General features: G+C 60.6%; 16 protein-coding genes and 1 tRNA gene. 9 read left to right on the top strand and 8 right to left on the bottom strand.

Annotated features, from left to right (window positions below; genetic code table 11):
• Nucleotides 1-2: 2 nt before the first annotated feature.
• The gene (locus tag ACQRBV_RS07585) at nt 3-776 is read right to left on the bottom strand and encodes an ABC transporter ATP-binding protein (RefSeq protein WP_010213906.1); all 774 of its coding nucleotides are present in this window, start codon (nt 774-776) and stop codon (nt 3-5) included.
• Nucleotides 777-1,332: 556 nt separating this feature from the next.
• On the opposite strand from ACQRBV_RS07585, the gene gabP reads away from it, so the two are divergent.
• Nucleotides 1,333-2,724 carry a GABA permease gene (gene gabP, locus ACQRBV_RS07580; RefSeq protein ID WP_060754624.1) on the top strand — a complete coding sequence of 464 codons (1,392 nt, stop codon included), beginning with the start codon at nt 1,333-1,335 and terminating at the stop codon, nt 2,722-2,724.
• Nucleotides 2,725-2,843: 119 nt separating this feature from the next.
• Here the strand turns inward: gabP and ACQRBV_RS07575 are convergent, their stop codons facing one another.
• Nucleotides 2,844-3,257 carry a hypothetical protein gene (locus ACQRBV_RS07575; protein WP_060754623.1) on the bottom strand — a complete coding sequence of 138 codons (414 nt, stop codon included), beginning with the start codon at nt 3,255-3,257 and terminating at the stop codon, nt 2,844-2,846.
• Nucleotides 3,258-3,327: 70 nt separating this feature from the next.
• The gene (locus ACQRBV_RS07570; protein ID WP_411985322.1) at nt 3,328-4,248 is read right to left on the bottom strand and encodes an alpha/beta hydrolase family protein; all 921 of its coding nucleotides are present in this window, start codon (nt 4,246-4,248) and stop codon (nt 3,328-3,330) included.
• Nucleotides 4,249-4,421: 173 nt separating this feature from the next.
• Here ACQRBV_RS07570 and ACQRBV_RS07565 point away from each other — a divergent pair, with 173 nt between their 5' ends.
• Nucleotides 4,422-5,387: an arsenic resistance protein gene (locus tag ACQRBV_RS07565; protein ID WP_411985321.1), complete on the top strand. Its 966-nt coding sequence runs from the start codon at nt 4,422-4,424 to the stop codon at nt 5,385-5,387.
• 86 nt (nt 5,388-5,473) lie between these two features.
• The gene (locus tag ACQRBV_RS07560; RefSeq protein ID WP_060754620.1) at nt 5,474-7,081 is read left to right on the top strand and encodes an ArnT family glycosyltransferase; all 1,608 of its coding nucleotides are present in this window, start codon (nt 5,474-5,476) and stop codon (nt 7,079-7,081) included.
• 19 nt (nt 7,082-7,100) lie between these two features.
• On the opposite strand, the gene ACQRBV_RS07555 is transcribed toward ACQRBV_RS07560, so the two are convergent.
• The 5 genes from ACQRBV_RS07555 to ACQRBV_RS07535 all read right to left on the bottom strand — a co-directional run bounded on the left by ACQRBV_RS07555 (nt 7,101) and on the right by ACQRBV_RS07535 (nt 11,676).
• Nucleotides 7,101-7,775, bottom strand: coding sequence for a hypothetical protein (locus tag ACQRBV_RS07555; RefSeq protein WP_411985320.1), 675 nt, complete (start codon nt 7,773-7,775; stop codon nt 7,101-7,103).
• Nucleotides 7,776-7,947: 172 nt separating this feature from the next.
• Nucleotides 7,948-8,023, bottom strand: a tRNA-Phe gene (locus tag ACQRBV_RS07550).
• Nucleotides 8,024-8,126: 103 nt separating this feature from the next.
• Entirely contained in the window at nt 8,127-8,399 is a 273-nt protein-coding gene (locus ACQRBV_RS07545; protein ID WP_060754618.1) for an oxidative damage protection protein, read from the bottom strand.
• Complete coding sequence (mutY, locus tag ACQRBV_RS07540; RefSeq protein WP_161547688.1) at nt 8,396-9,463, bottom strand: A/G-specific adenine glycosylase; 1,068 nt, start codon at nt 9,461-9,463, stop codon at nt 8,396-8,398. The genes ACQRBV_RS07545 and mutY overlap by 4 nt, the downstream gene beginning before the upstream one ends.
• Nucleotides 9,460-11,676 carry an AsmA family protein gene (locus ACQRBV_RS07535; protein WP_060754616.1) on the bottom strand — a complete coding sequence of 739 codons (2,217 nt, stop codon included), beginning with the start codon at nt 11,674-11,676 and terminating at the stop codon, nt 9,460-9,462. The genes mutY and ACQRBV_RS07535 overlap by 4 nt, the downstream gene beginning before the upstream one ends.
• A gap of 327 nt (nt 11,677-12,003) precedes the next feature.
• On the opposite strand from ACQRBV_RS07535, the gene ACQRBV_RS07530 reads away from it, so the two are divergent.
• The 6 genes from ACQRBV_RS07530 (at nt 12,004) to hisF (ending at nt 16,984) form a co-directional block, all read left to right on the top strand.
• A complete protein-coding gene (locus tag ACQRBV_RS07530) occupies nt 12,004-13,665 on the top strand; it encodes an OFA family MFS transporter (RefSeq protein ID WP_060754615.1) in 1,662 nt (553 codons plus the stop codon).
• A gap of 272 nt (nt 13,666-13,937) precedes the next feature.
• On the top strand, nt 13,938-14,531 hold the full coding sequence (gene hisB, locus ACQRBV_RS07525; RefSeq protein WP_017849940.1) for an imidazoleglycerol-phosphate dehydratase HisB: 594 nt from the start codon (nt 13,938-13,940) through the stop codon (nt 14,529-14,531).
• A complete protein-coding gene (gene hisH, locus ACQRBV_RS07520) occupies nt 14,531-15,169 on the top strand; it encodes an imidazole glycerol phosphate synthase subunit HisH (protein ID WP_060754614.1) in 639 nt (212 codons plus the stop codon). The genes hisB and hisH overlap by 1 nt, the downstream gene beginning before the upstream one ends.
• Nucleotides 15,170-15,427 carry a DUF2164 domain-containing protein gene (locus tag ACQRBV_RS07515; protein WP_060754613.1) on the top strand — a complete coding sequence of 86 codons (258 nt, stop codon included), beginning with the start codon at nt 15,170-15,172 and terminating at the stop codon, nt 15,425-15,427.
• Nucleotides 15,428-15,466: 39 nt separating this feature from the next.
• Nucleotides 15,467-16,204, top strand: coding sequence for a 1-(5-phosphoribosyl)-5-[(5-phosphoribosylamino)methylideneamino]imidazole-4-carboxamide isomerase (gene hisA, locus ACQRBV_RS07510; protein WP_008435688.1), 738 nt, complete (start codon nt 15,467-15,469; stop codon nt 16,202-16,204).
• A gap of 9 nt (nt 16,205-16,213) precedes the next feature.
• Nucleotides 16,214-16,984 carry an imidazole glycerol phosphate synthase subunit HisF gene (gene hisF / locus ACQRBV_RS07505; protein ID WP_003171107.1) on the top strand — a complete coding sequence of 257 codons (771 nt, stop codon included), beginning with the start codon at nt 16,214-16,216 and terminating at the stop codon, nt 16,982-16,984.
• Nucleotides 16,985-17,021 lie beyond the last annotated feature (37 nt).

Raw genomic sequence — 17,021 nt, 5'->3', positions numbered from 1 at the left:
CGTTAGCGGTTGCTGGACATGAATTGTTTGCAGCGTGCCGAAAGCGGGTTTTCAAACACCTGCTGTGGCGATCCTTGCTCTTCGACCAGGCCCTGGTGCAAGAACACCACTTCGCTGGACACCTGGCGGGCAAAGCCCATTTCATGGGTGACCAGCAGCATGGTGCGGCCTTCTTCGGCCAGTGCGCGGATCACATTAAGTACTTCCTGAACCATTTCCGGGTCAAGGGCCGAGGTCGGCTCGTCGAACAGGATGACCTTGGGCTGCATCGCCAGGGTGCGCGCAATGGCCGCCCGTTGCTGCTGGCCGCCGGACAGTTGCGCAGGGTAAGCGTGGCGTTTGTCGGCGATGCCGACCTTGGCCAGCAGGGCTTCGGCCACTTCAATGGCTTCGGCCTTGCTCTGGCCGAGCACGCGGCGGGGCGCCTCGATGATGTTGTCGAGGATGCTCATGTGCGGCCACAGGTTAAAGTTTTGAAACACAAAACCAATTTCGCTGCGCAGGCGGTTGATCTGTTTGCCGTCGGCAGCCATCAGCTCGCCGTTTTTCGCGGCCTTGAGCTTGAGTTCTTCACCGGCGACCAGGATCTGGCCCTGATGGGGGTTTTCCAGCAGGTTGATGCAGCGCAAAAAGGTGGACTTGCCGGAACCGGAGGAACCCAAGATCGAGATCACGTCGCCGTCGCGGGCGGTCAGCGAGATACCTTTAAGTACCTCCAGCTCACCATAGCGTTTATGCAAGTTGCGGATTTCAAGCGCGGGCGTGGCCTCGGCCATGTGCGGTCCTCATTGTGTTCGTTGCGTTCGACGCTGTTGGGCCGCCTTCCTGGCGAGGCGCCAAGCTAGCATAGCGTTCGGATGGCAGCCAACAGCGCTGCGGGCGGTTAACGGGTGGTCTGCGGCAGGGTGTCGCATCGGCACAGCAGCGTGTCGCGCCATCTACAACCTGACAGACGTATGAACCCGGTAAATCCACAGGCTTCGCGTAAAAAAGGGCGCGATGGTGCCAGCTTTGGCCGGGTGTTGGAAGGGTTAACCGGGCAAACGGTGCTTATCAGCCCTTTTATGAGGCGTCACGTACTTTTTGTGTGTGCTTTTGGTGCGTTTGTTCGTCCTGAAAGTGGGTCGCACGGTAACGCTATAGCGGAATGCCATTGTTCTCAATGACTTGCGTCGGTTGTTGAATCGTCCTACAGCCCGCGTCAATCGCGGCTTTGTAACATTTTGGCGCAAATCTTGCGTAAAAAATAAAGAACGCCCCGTTGGTTTCTTTTCACGAGAAAGACTGCAGGCGGGACGGACCGTTTTCGCAATTCCTCGCAAAGGTGTGTCAATGAGTAGTACGCAAAGCTCCAATGACCTCGAACAGGGGCTCAAACCGCGTCATGTCACCATGCTGTCGATTGCCGGCGTTATTGGTGCCGGTTTGTTTGTCGGCTCCGGCCATGCGATCGCTGCAGCCGGCCCGGCCGTTCTGTTGGCCTACGCGGCGGCCGGTACGCTGGTGGTATTAGTGATGCGCATGTTGGCCGAAATGGCCGTTGCGTCGCCGGACACCGGTTCGTTTTCCACTTATGCCGACCGTGCGATCGGCCATTGGGCCGGTTTCACCATCGGCTGGTTGTACTGGTGGTTCTGGGTGCTGGTGATTCCGCTGGAGGCCAACGCCGCTGCGACCATCCTTCATGCCTGGTTCCCCGGCGTGGCAATCTGGGCGTTTACCCTGATCATCACCTTGCTGCTGACGGCGACCAACCTGTTCAGCGTGAAGAACTACGGTGAGTTCGAGTTCTGGTTTGCACTGATCAAAGTGGTGGCGATCGTCGGCTTCGTGATCCTCGGGTTGGCGGCGGTTTTCGGTTTCCTGCCAACCAGCCAAGTCAGTGGCGTCTCGCACCTGTTCGACACCCAGGGCTTCATGCCTAATGGCATCGGCGCAGTCTTGGCGGCCATCCTGACGACGATGTTCTCGTTCATGGGCACTGAGATCGTCACCATCGCGGCGGCTGAATCGAAGAACCCCGGCCAACAAATCACCAAGGCCACCAACTCGGTGATCTGGCGGATTGGCTTGTTCTATCTGTTGTCGATTTTTATCGTCGTATCCCTGGTGCCATGGAACGATCCGACTCTGGCGGCGGTAGGTTCCTACCAGACGGTGCTGGAGCGCATGGGCATCCCGAATGCCAAGCTGATCGTCGACCTGGTGGTCTTGGTTGCCGTGACCAGCTGCCTGAACTCGGCGCTGTACACCGCCTCGCGCATGCTGTTCTCCCTGGGGCGTCGCGGTGATGCGCCGGCTGTGTCCAAGCGCACCAACAAAAGCGGCACGCCTTATTGGGCGGTGTTGCTGTCCACTGGCGCGGCGTTCCTGGCGGTGTTTGCCAACTACGTGGCGCCGGCGGCAGTGTTCGAGTTCCTGCTGGCCAGTTCCGGTGCCATTGCGTTGCTGGTGTACCTGGTGATTGCGGTGTCGCAACTGCGCATGCGCCAGAAGCGCACGGCGGCGGGCGAGAAGATCGCGTTCAAAATGTGGCTGTTCCCGGGCCTGACCTATGCGGTGATGGTGTTCATCGTCGGTACGTTGACCGTCATGCTGTTCCAGGAAGCGCATCGGGTCGAGATTATCGCGACCGGCATCTTGAGCTTGTTGGTGGTGTTGGCGGGGTTGGTTGTGGCAAGCCGTCGCAAGGCTCAAAGAGTGGGTGCTGCAGTACTGAACTGACACGCCGCAGAACAAAAATGTGGGAGGGGGCTTGCTCCCGATAGCGGTGTGTCAGTACCAGATGCTCTGACAGACCTGATGCTATCGGGAGCAAGCCCCCTCTCACATTTCACTCTGCGTCAGTCTTCCGAGTTGGCGAGCGCTTGGGAGGCTGCCACGTAATCGGCCTGGAACTCTGACGATTCGATCCACGCCAGCGCCGCCGCTTCGTCATCGCTGTCCGTGGCCCACTGCCGATACTCGATCAGCGCCGCCAGGATAAAATCGGTGGCTTCCTCTTCGCCTTCCTGCTCCAGCACCAGTGCCAGCAAAGGGTGCGACAGGAATGCCGCACACAGCGCCTGCTGGCTGATTTCACCGGCTGTGCGCATTTCAACAAACAGCTCGGTCAAATCCACCGATTCAAGGTCGATACGGCTGTCATCGCCGGCGAACGCATCCGGCTTCGCCGCGACGGCGCGTTGGGTGCGGTTTTGCTTGGCCTTGGCCTTTGCCCGGTGGGCGCGTTTTTGCTGTTTGTTTGGCGAAGCCATGGGCTTGCGTCCTTGGTTCAGGATCGGGGTCGGGTATTGAAGCGCAGGTTGGGTGAAATCCCAAGGGAATCTACGTGCGTTCCGTCACTCGGTGCCCGGGCGTACCGTCTGCCATCTTGCCTTTTTGTAGCCACGCCAGTGCGATGGGCCATAGTCGGTTCTGGTACTCGCTACGGAAGAACGCGAAATGTCCGACGTTTTCCTCGCCGATATTTTCGGGTGCAATCCGCCAGTGAGTGCATTCGCTGTTGTTGAAATAGCCCAGTAACCGTTCGATGGCCGCCACGGTGCCAAACGGGTCGTCGGTCATGCTGATGGCCAGTATCCGCGCCTTCACGCGGCTAAATGGCAGCTCACCCAGGATGCGACCGCTGGGGCGTCTTTCGTAACTCGAGGTCGGTGTGGCCCAATCCTTCACCACGCCCGTCGGCGTGTCCTCCAGCCAGCCCAGACGCTTGCCGGGGAAGTAACCGCACAGTGCCGTCAGCAAGGGCATCGCCACATGCCATTTGGCAAGCATGCGCCAGCGTTCGCTTGCGTGATAATCGCGCCAGTAGGCGAACTGCGCGCCTACCGTGACAACCCGCCGAATCACCGCTCCCGATGCCCCCAGCCCGGCAGCGCAACCGCCGAAACTGTGGGCGACCACATCAATCGGTTGCCCGGGAAATTCTCGCTGAGCCCGTTGCAGCATTGCCTCGAAATCCAGCACGCCCCAATCTGACCAAGAGGCCTTGAAGCCGCGCAGGGAGCCGTCCCTGGATTCGCCGATGCCGCGATAGTCGTAAGTGATGACGTCCAAGCCATTGGCAAACAGATAGTCGGCAAAGCGTGAATAATGGCGGCAGCGCACGGACGTAGCGGCGTTGATGATCACTACCGGGCGTGTGGGGTCGGTACGGATGTGCCGCCAGGTGAAGCCGCCGATAAGGTAGCCGTCGGCGGCAGCTTGTCGAAAGGTTTCCGGGGCAGGTCGGGTCGGCAGGTTCATCGGTTGCCTCAATCCATGCGCTTGTAGGGTAAGCCTGAAGACTCATGCGCTTTTTTATAAGAAGCCGAAATTACCAAATTTAACCTGCCATGCGTGCAGAAAGTGCCGGTATGCTCGGTGTATCGCGTCGGCCGCCCGGGCTTGCGATCGTGTTGATTGAACAGAGTTGGCCCATGACCCGCGACACCCTCGAACACCACCAGATTCCTGTGTACTTTGCGGCGGTCCTGCTGGCTGCCTGCTTCGGCTTGCTCGCGCCCGTGGCCGCCCAAGGGCTTGGCATGCTGGTCATGCCCGCGATTGCGGTGCTGATGTACGCGATGTTCCTGCAAATTCCGTTTCTAGACTTGCGCCAGGGCTTGATCAACAAACGCTTCCTCTGGGCATTGTTGCTGGCCAATTTCGTCCTGGTGCCATTGCTCGTGTGGGCGTTGACGCGTGGCCTGGTGGAGTGCCCGGGTTTGCTGGTGGGGGCGCTGTTGGTGCTGCTCACGCCGTGCATCGACTACGTGGTGGTGTTTACCCATATCGGCAAGGGCGATTCGCGGTCAATGCTGGCGGCGACGCCGCTGCTGTTGTTGCTGCAATTGGTGTTGCTGCCGGTTTACCTGAGTTTCCTGTTGGGCGCGCAGTTCGAGGGGGTGGTGGCGGTGGGGCCGTTTGTCGAGGCATTCCTGGGGTTGATCGTGGCGCCGATGATCCTTGCGGTGCTGACCACGGCTCTGGCGCGCTGCTCCAAGATTGTCGGCGCGTGGAACAATGCCTGGGCCTGGCTGCCGGTGCCGGCGATGGCGCTGGTGCTGTTTGTGGTGATCGGCGGGCAGATCAGCGCAGTGGTGCGCGATATCGGCCTGTTGTTGCCGGTGGTTCCGGTCTACCTGGGCTTCCTGTTGTTGGCGCCGCTGATGGGCGCGTTTGCATCGAAGTTGTTCGCTTTGCCCGCGATGACGGCGCGGGCGGTGACCTTCAGTGCATCGACCCGCAATTCGCTGGTGGTGCTGCCTCTGGCGTTGGCTCTGCCCGAAGAGGTGCGAGGTATTGCCGCAACGGCAGTCATCCTGCAAACACTGGTCGAGTTGGTGGGGGAGCTGATCTACATTCGCCTGGTGCCACGGTGGGTGTGGCCCGCCAATCGGTAAAGCGTGAATGTTGGGTTTTGTTCAGGCGTCATTCAGGACGGGCTGCGGCACCATAAGTCGGCGCACCCTACCTGAAAGGACAATCGATGGACCACCGCAGTCGTTTTCGCCTGGAGTCCCTGGGCATTTTTCTGATCGCCTTACTGCTATTCACCCTAGGGATCTGGGATCAGCAGCCCCAAGGTTTTGATGGGCGTTGGGCGCTGTTTATGCAGGAAATGTTTCGCCATGGTGCGAGCCTTTTCCCTACTACCTATGGTCAGCCGTATGCGGATTACCCCGGCACGGCGACTTTCTTCAGTTTTGTGTTTGCCCGGTTGTTTGGTGCGCCGAATCACTTGGCGAATGTGCTGCCTACGGCGCTCGCCTCGGCAGGTGTGGTTGCCCTGATCTACCGCTTGCTGGCGCCTGCCGGCCGTCCTTGGGCGTTGCTCACGGTGTTGCTGACGCTGCTCACGACCCAGTTATTGGAAAAATCCCGCTCGGTATGCCTGGACCAGATGGTCGCGTTGTTGTGCGTCGGCAGTTTTTATCTGCTGCACAGCGGCGAGCGTCTGGGTTCGCGGGTGCGGCAGTTGGCGGTGTTCCCGCTGTTCGTCCTGGGCTTCGCGATTCGCGGGCCGCTGGGGTTGATCGAGGTGTGCGGGGTGGTGTGCGTGTATTGGGCGCTGGCTCGGCCAGGCGAGAGGGTCAAGCAGGTGCTGGTCCACGGCGTTGTCGGGTTGGTGCTGCTTGCGGCGTGCTGGTGGCTGCTGATGAAGCTGGCACGTATCAGTGGCGGCGATGCCTTTGCCGATGAAGTGTTCAAAATGCAGGTGGGTGGCCGTCTTGATGAGTCGGGCGAGCCATTTTATTTCTACTTCAAGCTGAGTTTGTATCGCTACTTCCCTGTGGTGCCGTTGGCGCTGGCGACCTTGATTGCGCTGCGTCATCGTTGGTCTGAGCGCTGGGCGAATGAGGACATGCAGCTTTTTTGGCGTCTGGGCGCGTGTGGCTTGATGATTTTGCTCGGCCTATCGGTGCCACACTTCAAGCGTGCTTACTACATCCTGCCGATGGTGCCGATGTTTGCCGCTGTCGCCGCCTATGGGCTGCTTTACGCGCAAAATTGGTTGGTGGGTGTACGTCGCGGTTATGAATGGCTTGTCGCAGCGCTACCGGCCTTGGGCGTGGTTGTGCTCTTCGTCTGTCGACAGGCGTGGCAAAAGCACGGTTACTGGCCTGATGTTTCGCTGCCGCTGCTGATCGGTGTGCTGGTCATTCTTCAAGTGGCGGCCCTGGTGGCCTGGCGGCGGGAGCTGAGGTTGGTGTCGCTCAGTGTGATCGCGCTGGCGGCGCAATGGCTGCTGCTGGTGGCGGTGATCGAGCCGGCCAAGGACCTGCAATTCGATACGCAGCGGTTCGTCAGCCAGGTAGAAACACTTCGGGTGTCGCAGCCCGGCCCGTTGGTGTTTGTCGATCTGGCGCGGGACACCTGGGCCATACGCTACATGATGAACCTGGACCACGATGAGCAGCCGCTGTTCGTGGGGCGTAACGAGCTTGAGAAGTTGAACGCGTTGCCGCGTCCATCCTGGGTGATTGTCTCGCGTAAAGAGACTGCGCTTTTGAAGGGCACGCCGGTGGAGCAACTGGCGCCCAGCTTCGAAGGGCGCTTGAACGACAATCCGTTGATGGTGTTTTTGCTCAATTAAACCGCGGGTCCAGTGCAGGCTACTTGCACTGGTAGCCCTCCGGCATCTTCACGGTGTAGTTGCGTTGCACGCGATCCTGAAAATTCAGGTTCTGCAAACCCTGTTCAACCAGGAACGCCTCGACTTTGGCCGCCTGGCAATCCTCGTTGTAGGACGTTGCCCGAAGCACATACACCGCGCGCCGGCTCGCTTCGTCCCGAGCCGTGGCGGTGAGCGTGGTGAGCGTGGTGTAGCCGGTTCGCTCCGAGGTGCCCACTGGGCCATAGGTGGTATTGGGTTTGCTGGTGCAGGTCAGTTGATCGTCTTTTTTCTTGCTCTTCTTGCACTCGGTGGTGGTGCTTGTCGGCACTTGGCCGTACTCGGTGGCGGTGTAGCGGTAAGTGACCTGGCGGCTGTCGACATCGAGCGTGACGGTCATTCTGATCGGTGCAGGGTTCTGAGGCAGGGTGTTGTCAGTGAATACGTTGCGAAAGCCCTGGTCCTTCATGGCCCTGACCATGTCTCGAAGGTAGTAGCGCGCATTGAGCGTGTTCTGCGCATTGCCGCCAACGGAGGTCGTCACCAGTACGGTTGCCTCTCGATCAAAGTGATAGTCCGGATCAGGCGTTGCGTTGATCGAAACATCCATTTGCGTGGCGCATCCGCTGAGCAGTGCAGCCAGCAGTAACAGCGCGCAGGACAAATACCGGGTCATGAAATCACTACCTTGCAGCCAGAAATGTAAAAACTAGACGATTGAGCCGCACGATAAACAAGCTTCAATTTGGGGCAGTCCGGCGTGGCCCTGAGTTCGTCCAGCCGGCGTTAAATCGTGGGCAATAAAAAACCCCAAGGAATCATCTTCGCTTGGGGTTTTTCGGTATTAGTGGTGCCCAGAGACGGAATCGAACCGCCGACACGGGGATTTTCAATCCCCTGCTCTACCGACTGAGCTATCTGGGCAACGGGGCGCATTAAACGGGTTTTTCAGGGGGTCGTCAAGCAAGTTTTCAAAAAATATTTAATTATTACCGTCGCTTACGTTCCGACCCCGGTTTTTGATCAGTTATTGAGCAGGTGGCACGTAGCCGTCGGCCTTGGCGTAATCTTCGCCGGAAAAGAACTTGTCCATTTCGCCCTGCAAGTATTTGCGGTCTTCGGCGTTCATCATGTTCAGGCGTTTTTCGTTGATCAGCAGGGTCTGGTGTTTCTGCCAGTCGGCCCATGCCTGGGCAGACACGTGATCGAACACATCCTGGCCCTTGGCGCCCGGATACGGTGGGCGTTCCAGGCCCGGCAGTTGTTCTTTGTACTTGCGGCACATTACGGTGCGGGTCATGACGACTCTCCTGCGTTCAATACATCGGCCGCGCGCTTCAGCAATTTTTTGACCGGGGCGGCGAGGCCCAGGCGCGGCGGGGTGGCGAGGTTATACCAGAGCCAGTCGGCCTCGGCCACGTGATGGACGGTTTCCTCAACCTGCACCAGCCAGGGCTCGATGGCCAGCTGGAAGTGGCTGAAGGTGTGGATCAGCCCGGGCAGTGGCTGCTGCTTGCCCAACGCCAGCGCGTGCTGGTTGGCGAGGTGGTCCAGGTCTTCCAGGTCATCCAGCTCCGGCAGGCTCCACAAACCGCCCCACAGGCCCGTGGACGGGCGTCGGTAAAGCAGGATCGCGCCTTCGGTATTGGCCAGCAGCGGCATCAGTGTGCGCTTTTGCGGGATGGTCTTGCGCGGCTTGGGGATCGGGTAGCGCGTCTCCAGGCCGAGCATGTGGGCTTCGCAGTCTTTTTCCAGCGGGCACAGCAGGCAGCTTGGCTTGCTGCGCGTGCAGAGCGTGGCGCCCATATCCATCATCGCCTGGGTATAGGCGTTGACCCGGTCATGCGGTGTAAAGCGCTCTGCGGTAGCCCACAGCTGCTTGGCGACCTTGGGTTCGCCGGGGTAGCCCTCTTGCGCGGTAAAGCGCGCGAGCACGCGTTTGACGTTGCCGTCGAGGATCGGGGCGCGCAGGCCCATGCTCAGGCTGGCGATCGCGCCGGCGGTGGACAGGCCGATACCGGGCAGCTCGGTGAGTTTTTCGACATCGCGGGGAAATTCGCCGCCGTATTCGGCGACGACGATCTTGGCGGTCTTCTGCAGGTTGCGGGCACGGGTGTAGTAACCCAGGCCCGTCCACAGGTGCAGCACCTCGTCTTCCGGCGCGGCGGCCAGGGCCTCGACCGTCGGCAGCGAGGCCATGAAGCGATCGAAGTAGTTCAACACCGTGCTGACCTGGGTCTGCTGCAGCATGATCTCCGAGACCCACACCCGGTAAGGCGTGATGCCCTGTTGCCAGGGCAGGTCATGGCGCCCGTGGCGGTCGTACCAGTCGAGCACCGCCTGTGAAAATTGCTCGTTTCTCATCGCTTGAACAGGCCTTTCAGGGCGTCTTTCAACTGTGGGTTGACCTTGTCGAGCTTCTCTTCAAGCTTGTCGCTGAGCTTGTTGCCGGCCGCCTTGAGCGCCACCTGGGTCAAGCCATCCTTGTCCAGGCGGCAGGCCTTGGCGCCCAACTCCAGCGGGCCACGGCAGCGTAGCGGTACTTCGATACCCTGGAAGTTGCTGCCGACCTGGCAGGCCGGGTCCGGAACGTCGCGCTTGTCGCCTTCGACGATGATGCCGACGCGGTAGTCCATGCCCAGTACGCGCAGGTCGACGTCACCGTTGCCGTTGACCGTCAAGCCCGGGATGCGCACTTTCAGGTCTGGATTGCTGGCCACGCCGTTACGGAAAGTCAGGTTGCCGCGCAGTTCCTGGAAGGGCGTGTCCTTGCCCTGTGGGGTGCTGCTCAGGGTCTTGCGGTTGAGCAGGGCGATGCCGGTGCACAGTTGCTGTTCAAGGTTGGCATTGAGCAGCATGCCGTTGTTGATCACAAAGCTGGCGGTGCCGTTGAGGCTGTCGACCAAGGCTTTCTGGCTGTTGCCACGGCCTGTGAGGTTGCTGTCCAGGGTGACCTGGCCTTTCACCGGCGGGTTTTGCCCCTGGGCCTGCAGGATGCGTTCGACCGGCACTTGCTTGATATGGGTTTGCAGTGCCACGACCGGGATGTCTTGGCGCACATCCAGCGTACCGTTGGCTTGGAACGTACCGTTGTAGAGACCGCCACTCAGGTTGTCGAGCTTGAGTTGGCCGTCGATGCCGGAGGCTTGGAGTGCAGCATTCTGGATCGGCAGCTTGCTCAGGGTCAGTTGGCCGAAGGCCAGGTCGGCGTTCACATCCAGGGTGCGCAGGCGGGTCAGCGGCAGCAGCCTGTCGGTGCTCCAGGCGCCTTTGGTCGGGGCGTCCGGCAGTGGTGTGGTGCCACCGGCGGCCATGGCGCCCATTTCGCTGTTCTGGACTTCAGCCTGGCGTGCGGCGGCGGCGCCTTTGGCGGACTCGGATTTAGGCGGCAAGTAGTTGTCGGCATTGAAGGTATCGCCCTTGAGCTGCACGCGCAGGGATTGCTTGGCGAAGTCATCCACGGCAACGCGACCGGTGAAGGTGCTGCCATCCAGCTTGAGGTTCAGGTCTTCCAGGGCCACGCTGGTAGGCGTGCCCTTGAGGCGGCTGACCAGTTCGACCTTGCTCAGGCTGCCCTCGGCCATCGCCGGCAATGGGTGGCCGACGCTTTCGAGAAACTTGGCCAGGTCAAATTGGGCAATGGACAGGGCACCGTTGAGCTGCGGGGTTTTGTTCAGGTCGTTGACCTTGAGTTCACCCAGCGCGCGTAACTGGTTGGCGGACAGTTTCAGGTTGGTCCATTCGGCGATATTGGCCGCCAGGTCCACCAGCACCTGACCCTGGGTGGAATAGGTCATGGTCTTGCCCTGCAACGGCTCGCCGGTGGCCTCGCCGCTCAATCGCATGTCTTCGAGCTGATAGCGTTTGAGGGCGTTCTGGATGCGCAGGTTGCCGGTGAGCTCGGTCTTGACGCGCATCAGCGGTTGGCTGGTGCCCAGGAATGCGGTGAGTTTCAGCGGGATGCTGGCGCCTTCGTGGACGGCGCCGGCACTCAGTTGGATGCTTTCGGCGCTGAACTGCTTGCCGGTCTGCTCGTCGTTGTATTCAACGCGGGCGTTGTTGATGGTCAGGCTGTCGATGTCCAGGCGGATCGGCTTCGGCGGTTTTTCAGGCTCCGGCTCGGCAGGTGCTTGCACGGGAGCGGGAACCGGGGCGTCGGCGCTCGCCACAGGCACGTTCTTGCCGATGTCTTCCCAGTCACCGTGGCCTTGCTTGTCGCGGTTCAGGCGCAGGTTGAGGCCCTCGACGCGCACGTCGCTCATCTGCACTTCACGACGCAGCAGCGGCAACACGCGCACCGACAGGCCGAGCATCTGCAGGTCGGCGAATGGCTTGGTCGGGTTGGTCAGGGTGGCGACGCTGGCTTCGTGCAGCTCTAGGCCCAGCCAGGGGAACAGGCTCCAGCCGATGTCGCCATTGAGCGTCAGCTCGATGTGGGCCTTGTCGCGGGCAATCTGGCGAATCTCGTCTTTGTAGTCGTTGGGATCGAAGAGGTGGGTCAGGGCGAAGCCCAGGGCCACAATGATCAGCAACAGCCCGAGAAGTACCAGACCCAGGATTTTGCCGAACGCTTTCATGGGCGAGTCCTTGTATGTCGAATTCAAAATTTAGCCGAAGAGTATAACGCCCGCAGGCTCTCGTCAGTTCACGGATCGTTACATTGTATCTAGACCCTGTGAAACGGGATTTTGGCGCCAAAAAATACAGTTATTGCGAAAAAGGTGATATCAGTTTGGTTTTTCTGTCATCCGCAGGTGCTAATCTGCGCGGGTTCGTCTGCCTTCTGCGACACTGCGTCGCGCCCTTAAGGAGCTTCTCCTCAACAAAAACGGCCATCGCTTTGCGTGTAAGGCCGAGTGAGAGAGCGCCCGACGAACAACAATCAATAACTGGGGGAAACACCAATGAGCACTAGCACTGCGACGAGTAGTACTGTCGCGCAGCCTGCGTTCCTGTCCAAGGAACGCATCATCGCCAAGCCAGGGTTCAACCGCTGGCTGGTTCCGCCGGCCGCCCTGGCCATTCACTTGTGCATCGGCATGGCCTACGGTTTCTCGGTGTTCTGGCTGCCGCTGTCCAAGGCGCTGGGCATCACCGCGCCGGTTGCCTGCGCGCCGGACATGAGCTTTATTGCCCAAGTTTTCTCATCCCAATGTGACTGGCCCATCTCCATGCTGGGCTGGATCTACACGCTGTTCTTCATCTTCCTGGGTTGCTCGGCAGCGATCTGGGGTGGCTGGCTGGAACACGCCGGGCCACGCAAGGCGGGCGTTGTATCGGCTCTGTGCTGGTGCGGCGGCCTGTTGATCTCGGCGTTGGGTATCTATACCCACCAGATCTGGCTGATGTGGATCGGCTCCGGGGTCATTGGCGGCATCGGCCTGGGCCTGGGCTACATCTCGCCAGTATCGACCCTGATCAAGTGGTTCCCGGACAAACGCGGCATGGCGACCGGCATGGCGATCATGGGCTTCGGCGGCGGCGCGATGGTCGGTGCACCGTTGGCCGCGGCGCTGATGGGCCACTTTGCGTCTCCAACCAGCGTAGGCGTCTGGCAGAGCTTCCTGGTGATGGCGGCGATTTACTTCGTGTTCATGATTGGTGGCGCCTTGTCGTACCGCGTCCCGCCGACCGGCTGGAAGCCTGAGGGCTGGACCGCTCCGGCGAAAAAAGCCAGCAATGCGATGATCACTCACCGTCACGTCCATGTGAACGTGGCCTGGAAAACCCCGCAGTTCCGCCTGGTATGGCTGGTGCTGTGCCTGAACGTTTCCGCCGGTATCGGCATCCTCGGCATGGCTTCGCCGCTGTTGCAGGAAGTGTTTGGCGGCAAGTTGCTGGGTGTCGATGTGCCGTTCGGTCAGTTGGATGCGGGGCAGTTGGCTTCCATTGCGGCGATCGCGGCCGGTTTCACGGGGCTGTTGAGCTTGTTCAACATTGGTGGCCGGTTCTTCTGGGCGTCGTTCTCCGACTACCTGGGCCGCAAGAACACCTACTTTGTGTTCTTCGCCCTGGGCTTTGCCCTGTATGCGCTGATTCCGAACCTGGGGCACCTGGGTAACGTGGCGCTGTTCGTGGCGGCGTTCTGCATCATCCTGTCGATGTACGGCGGTGGTTTCGCGACGGTTCCGGCTTACCTGGCCGACCTGTTCGGCACCCAGATGGTCGGCGCGATCCACGGTCGCCTGCTGACCGCCTGGGCCGCGGCGGGCGTGTTGGGTCCGGTGCTGGTGAACTACCTGCGTGAGTATCAGTTGAGCATCGGTGTTGAGCGAGCTGCGGCCTACGACATCACCCTGTACATCCTCGCCGGGCTATTGGTGCTGGGCTTTATCTGCAACATGCTGGTACGTCCGGTGGCCGACAAGTACTTCATGACCGACGCCGAATTGGCCGCCGAACAGGCGCTGGGCCATGACAAGGGCGCGGATGCCACCACTTCCCTGGAGTGGAAGGCAGCGTCCGGTAGCGTGCCGTTGGCCATCGCCGCGTGGCTGGTAGTGGGCATTCCGTTGGCGTGGGGTGTGTGGGTGACCCTGCAGAAAACCGCAGTCCTGTTCCACTGATACAACCTTGTAGTGAGCGGGCTTGCCCCGCGCTGGGTGGCGTAGCCGCCCCAACAAGGACGTCGCGGTGTTTCAGGAAAACCGCGGTGCCTGGGTTTGGGGCGGCTGCGCCACCCAGCGCGGGGCGAGCCCGCTCACTACAGGCTTTCACATGTATGCACATGTCTATCCTCGCTTCAACTCGTCAGTCTTGTCCCCTTCGATGTTTCTGTTTAGCGCCCGCACCCCTATAATGGCTGCCTTTTTCGCCCAATGATTTTGCGGAGTTGGTGATGGCCGAACGTAAGGCGTCCGTCGAGCGCGATACTCTGGAAACCCAGATCAAAGCCTCGATCAACCTGGATGGCACCGGAAAGGCCCGATTTGATATCGGCGTCCCTTTTCTTGAGCACATGCTGGACCAGATCGCCCGTCATGGGTTGATCGACCTGGATATCGTCAGCAAGGGCGACCTGCATATCGACGACCACCACACAGTGGAAGACGTGGGCATCACGCTGGGCCAGGCTTTTGCCAAAGCCATCGGCGACAAAAAAGGCATCCGTCGCTACGGTCACGCCTATGTGCCGCTGGATGAAGCGCTGTCGCGCGTGGTCATCGACTTCTCCGGTCGCCCAGGCCTGCAGATGCACGTGCCCTACACCCGCGCCACCGTGGGCGGCTTCGATGTCGACCTGTTCCAGGAATTCTTCCAGGGCTTCGTCAACCACGCATTGGTCAGCCTGCACATCGACAACCTGCGCGGCACCAACACCCACCACCAGATCGAAACCGTGTTCAAGGCTTTCGGCCGCGCCCTGCGCATGGCCGTGGAGCTGGATGAGCGTATGGCCGGGCAAATGCCCTCGACCAAGGGCGTCCTGTAATGCAGACGGTCGCGGTTATCGATTACGGCATGGGTAACCTGCACTCGGTGGCCAAGGCCCTCGAACATGTAGGCGCCGGCAAGGTACTGATCACCAGCGATGCCAAGGTGATTCGCGAAGCTGACCGGGTGGTGTTCCCTGGTGTGGGCGCGATCCGCGATTGCATGGCTGAGATCCGCCGCCTGGGCTTTGACAGCCTGGTGCGTGAAGTCAGCCAGGATCGCCCGTTCCTCGGCATCTGCGTGGGCATGCAAGCCTTGCTCGATCGCAGTGAAGAGAACGATGGCGTTGACTGCATCGGCTTGTTCCCCGGCCAGGTAAAGTTCTTCGGCAAGGACCTGCACGAAGACGGCGCCCACCTGAAAGTCCCGCACATGGGCTGGAATGAAGTCAGCCAGACAGTGGAACACCCGCTGTGGCACAACATTCCGGATCTGGCGCGCTTCTATTTTGTGCACAGCTACTACATTGCCGCCGGTGACCCGCGCCAGGTGGTGGGTGGCGGGCATTACGGCGTCGACTTCGCCGCAGCGCTGGCCGAAGGTTCGCGCTTTGCCGTGCAGTTCCACCCGGAGAAGAGCCACACCCATGGCCTGCAATTGCTGCAGAACTTCGCCGCGTGGGATGGTCGCTGGTAAATGGCCAAGAAGCCCAGGCCGCCGATCCTGAACCTCACGCCCGAACAGGAGCGTGAGGCTACCCACAAGATCAAGGTCTTCATGGAGGACCGCTTCGAGCTCACGCTGGGCTCGTTTGAGGTGGCCGAGATTCTTGAGCTGTTCACCACCGAAGTAGCGCCGCACTATTACAACCGGGCGATTTTCGACACGCAGACGCTCCTTAAAGAAAGGTTCGAAAGCATCGAAAGCGACCTGTGGTCGCTTGAGAAGCCCTGACTTCCCAAGCATTGCTGAATATCGAATAAGGTTTGCCAGATGCTGATTATCCCCGCTATCGATCTCAAGGACGGCGCCTGCGTACGTCTGCGCCAAGGCCGCATGGAAGACTCCACCGTGTTCTCCGATGACCCGGTGAGCATGGCCGCCAAATGGGTGGAAGGGGGGTGCCGTCGCCTGCATCTGGTGGACCTGAACGGCGCCTTCGAAGGCCAGCCGGTCAACGGCGAGGTGGTGACCGCCATTGCCAAGCGCTACCCGAACCTGCCGATCCAGATCGGCGGCGGCATCCGCTCCCTGGAAACCATCGAGCACTACGTCAAGGCTGGCGTGAGCTACGTGATCATCGGCACCAAGGCCGTGAAAGACCCGGCGTTCGTGGCTGAAGCCTGCCGTGCATTTCCAGGCAAAGTGATCGTGGGCCTGGACGCCAAGGACGGTTTCGTCGCCACCGACGGTTGGGCTGAGATCAGCACCGTGCAGGTGATCGACCTGGCCAAGCAGTTCGAAGCCGACGGCGTGTCTGCCATCGTTTATACCGACATCGCCAAAGACGGCATGATGCAGGGCTGCAACGTACCGTTTACCGCGGCGCTGGCGGCGGCAACCCGAATTCCGGTGATCGCATCCGGCGGCATTCACAACCTGGGTGACATCAAGTCGCTGCTGGACGCCAAGGCGCCTGGCATCATCGGCGCCATTACCGGCCGCGCGATCTACGAAGGTACCCTGGACGTCGCCGAAGCCCAGGCTTACTGCGATGCCTACAACGGCTGAGGACTGACCATGGCGCTGGCCAAACGCATCATCCCTTGCCTGGACGTCGACAATGGTCGCGTGGTCAAGGGCGTCAAGTTCGAGAACATCCGTGACGCCGGCGACCCGGTGGAAATCGCCCGTCGCTACGATGAGCAAGGTGCCGACGAGATTACCTTTCTCGACATCACCGCCAGCGTCGACGGCCGCGACACCACGTTGCATACCGTAGAGCGAATGGCCAGCCAGGTATTTATCCCGCTGACCGTGGGCGGTGGTGTGCGCACCGTGCAAGACATCCGCAACCTGCTCAACGCGGGGGCGGACAAGGTCTCGATCAATACCGCTGCCGTGTTCAACCCGGAGTTCGTCGGTGAAGCGGCGCAACACTTCGGTTCGCAGTGCATCGTCGTCGCCATCGACGCCAAGAAGGTTTCCGGCCCGGGTGAGACCCCGCGTTGGGAGATCTTCACCCACGGTGGTCGCAAGCCCACCGGCCTGGACGCAGTAGAGTGGGCGATGAAGATGGAGGGCCTGGGGGCTGGTGAAATCCTGCTGACCAGCATGGACCAGGACGGCATGAAAAACGGCTTCGACCTGGGCGTTACCCGTGCCATCAGTGATGCGTTGGGCATTCCGGTGATCGCCTCTGGTGGTGTCGGCAACCTGCAGCACCTGGCCGACGGCGTGATCGAAGGCCACGCCAGCGCCGTGCTGGCGGCGAGTATTTTCCACTTTGGCGAATACACCGTTCCCGAAGCCAAGGCGTACATGGCGGCGCGCGGTATCGTCGTTCGCTAAACGCTGCTGGACACCCTGGCAGGCGCGGGGCACTCTC

The sequence above is a fragment of the Pseudomonas sp. R11F genome (genome assembly GCF_050312575.1).
GTDB classification, from domain to species: domain Bacteria; phylum Pseudomonadota; class Gammaproteobacteria; order Pseudomonadales; family Pseudomonadaceae; genus Aquipseudomonas; species Aquipseudomonas palleroniana.
Note: the sequence above shows the minus strand (reverse complement) of the source record. Positions and strands in the feature narration are given on the sequence as shown.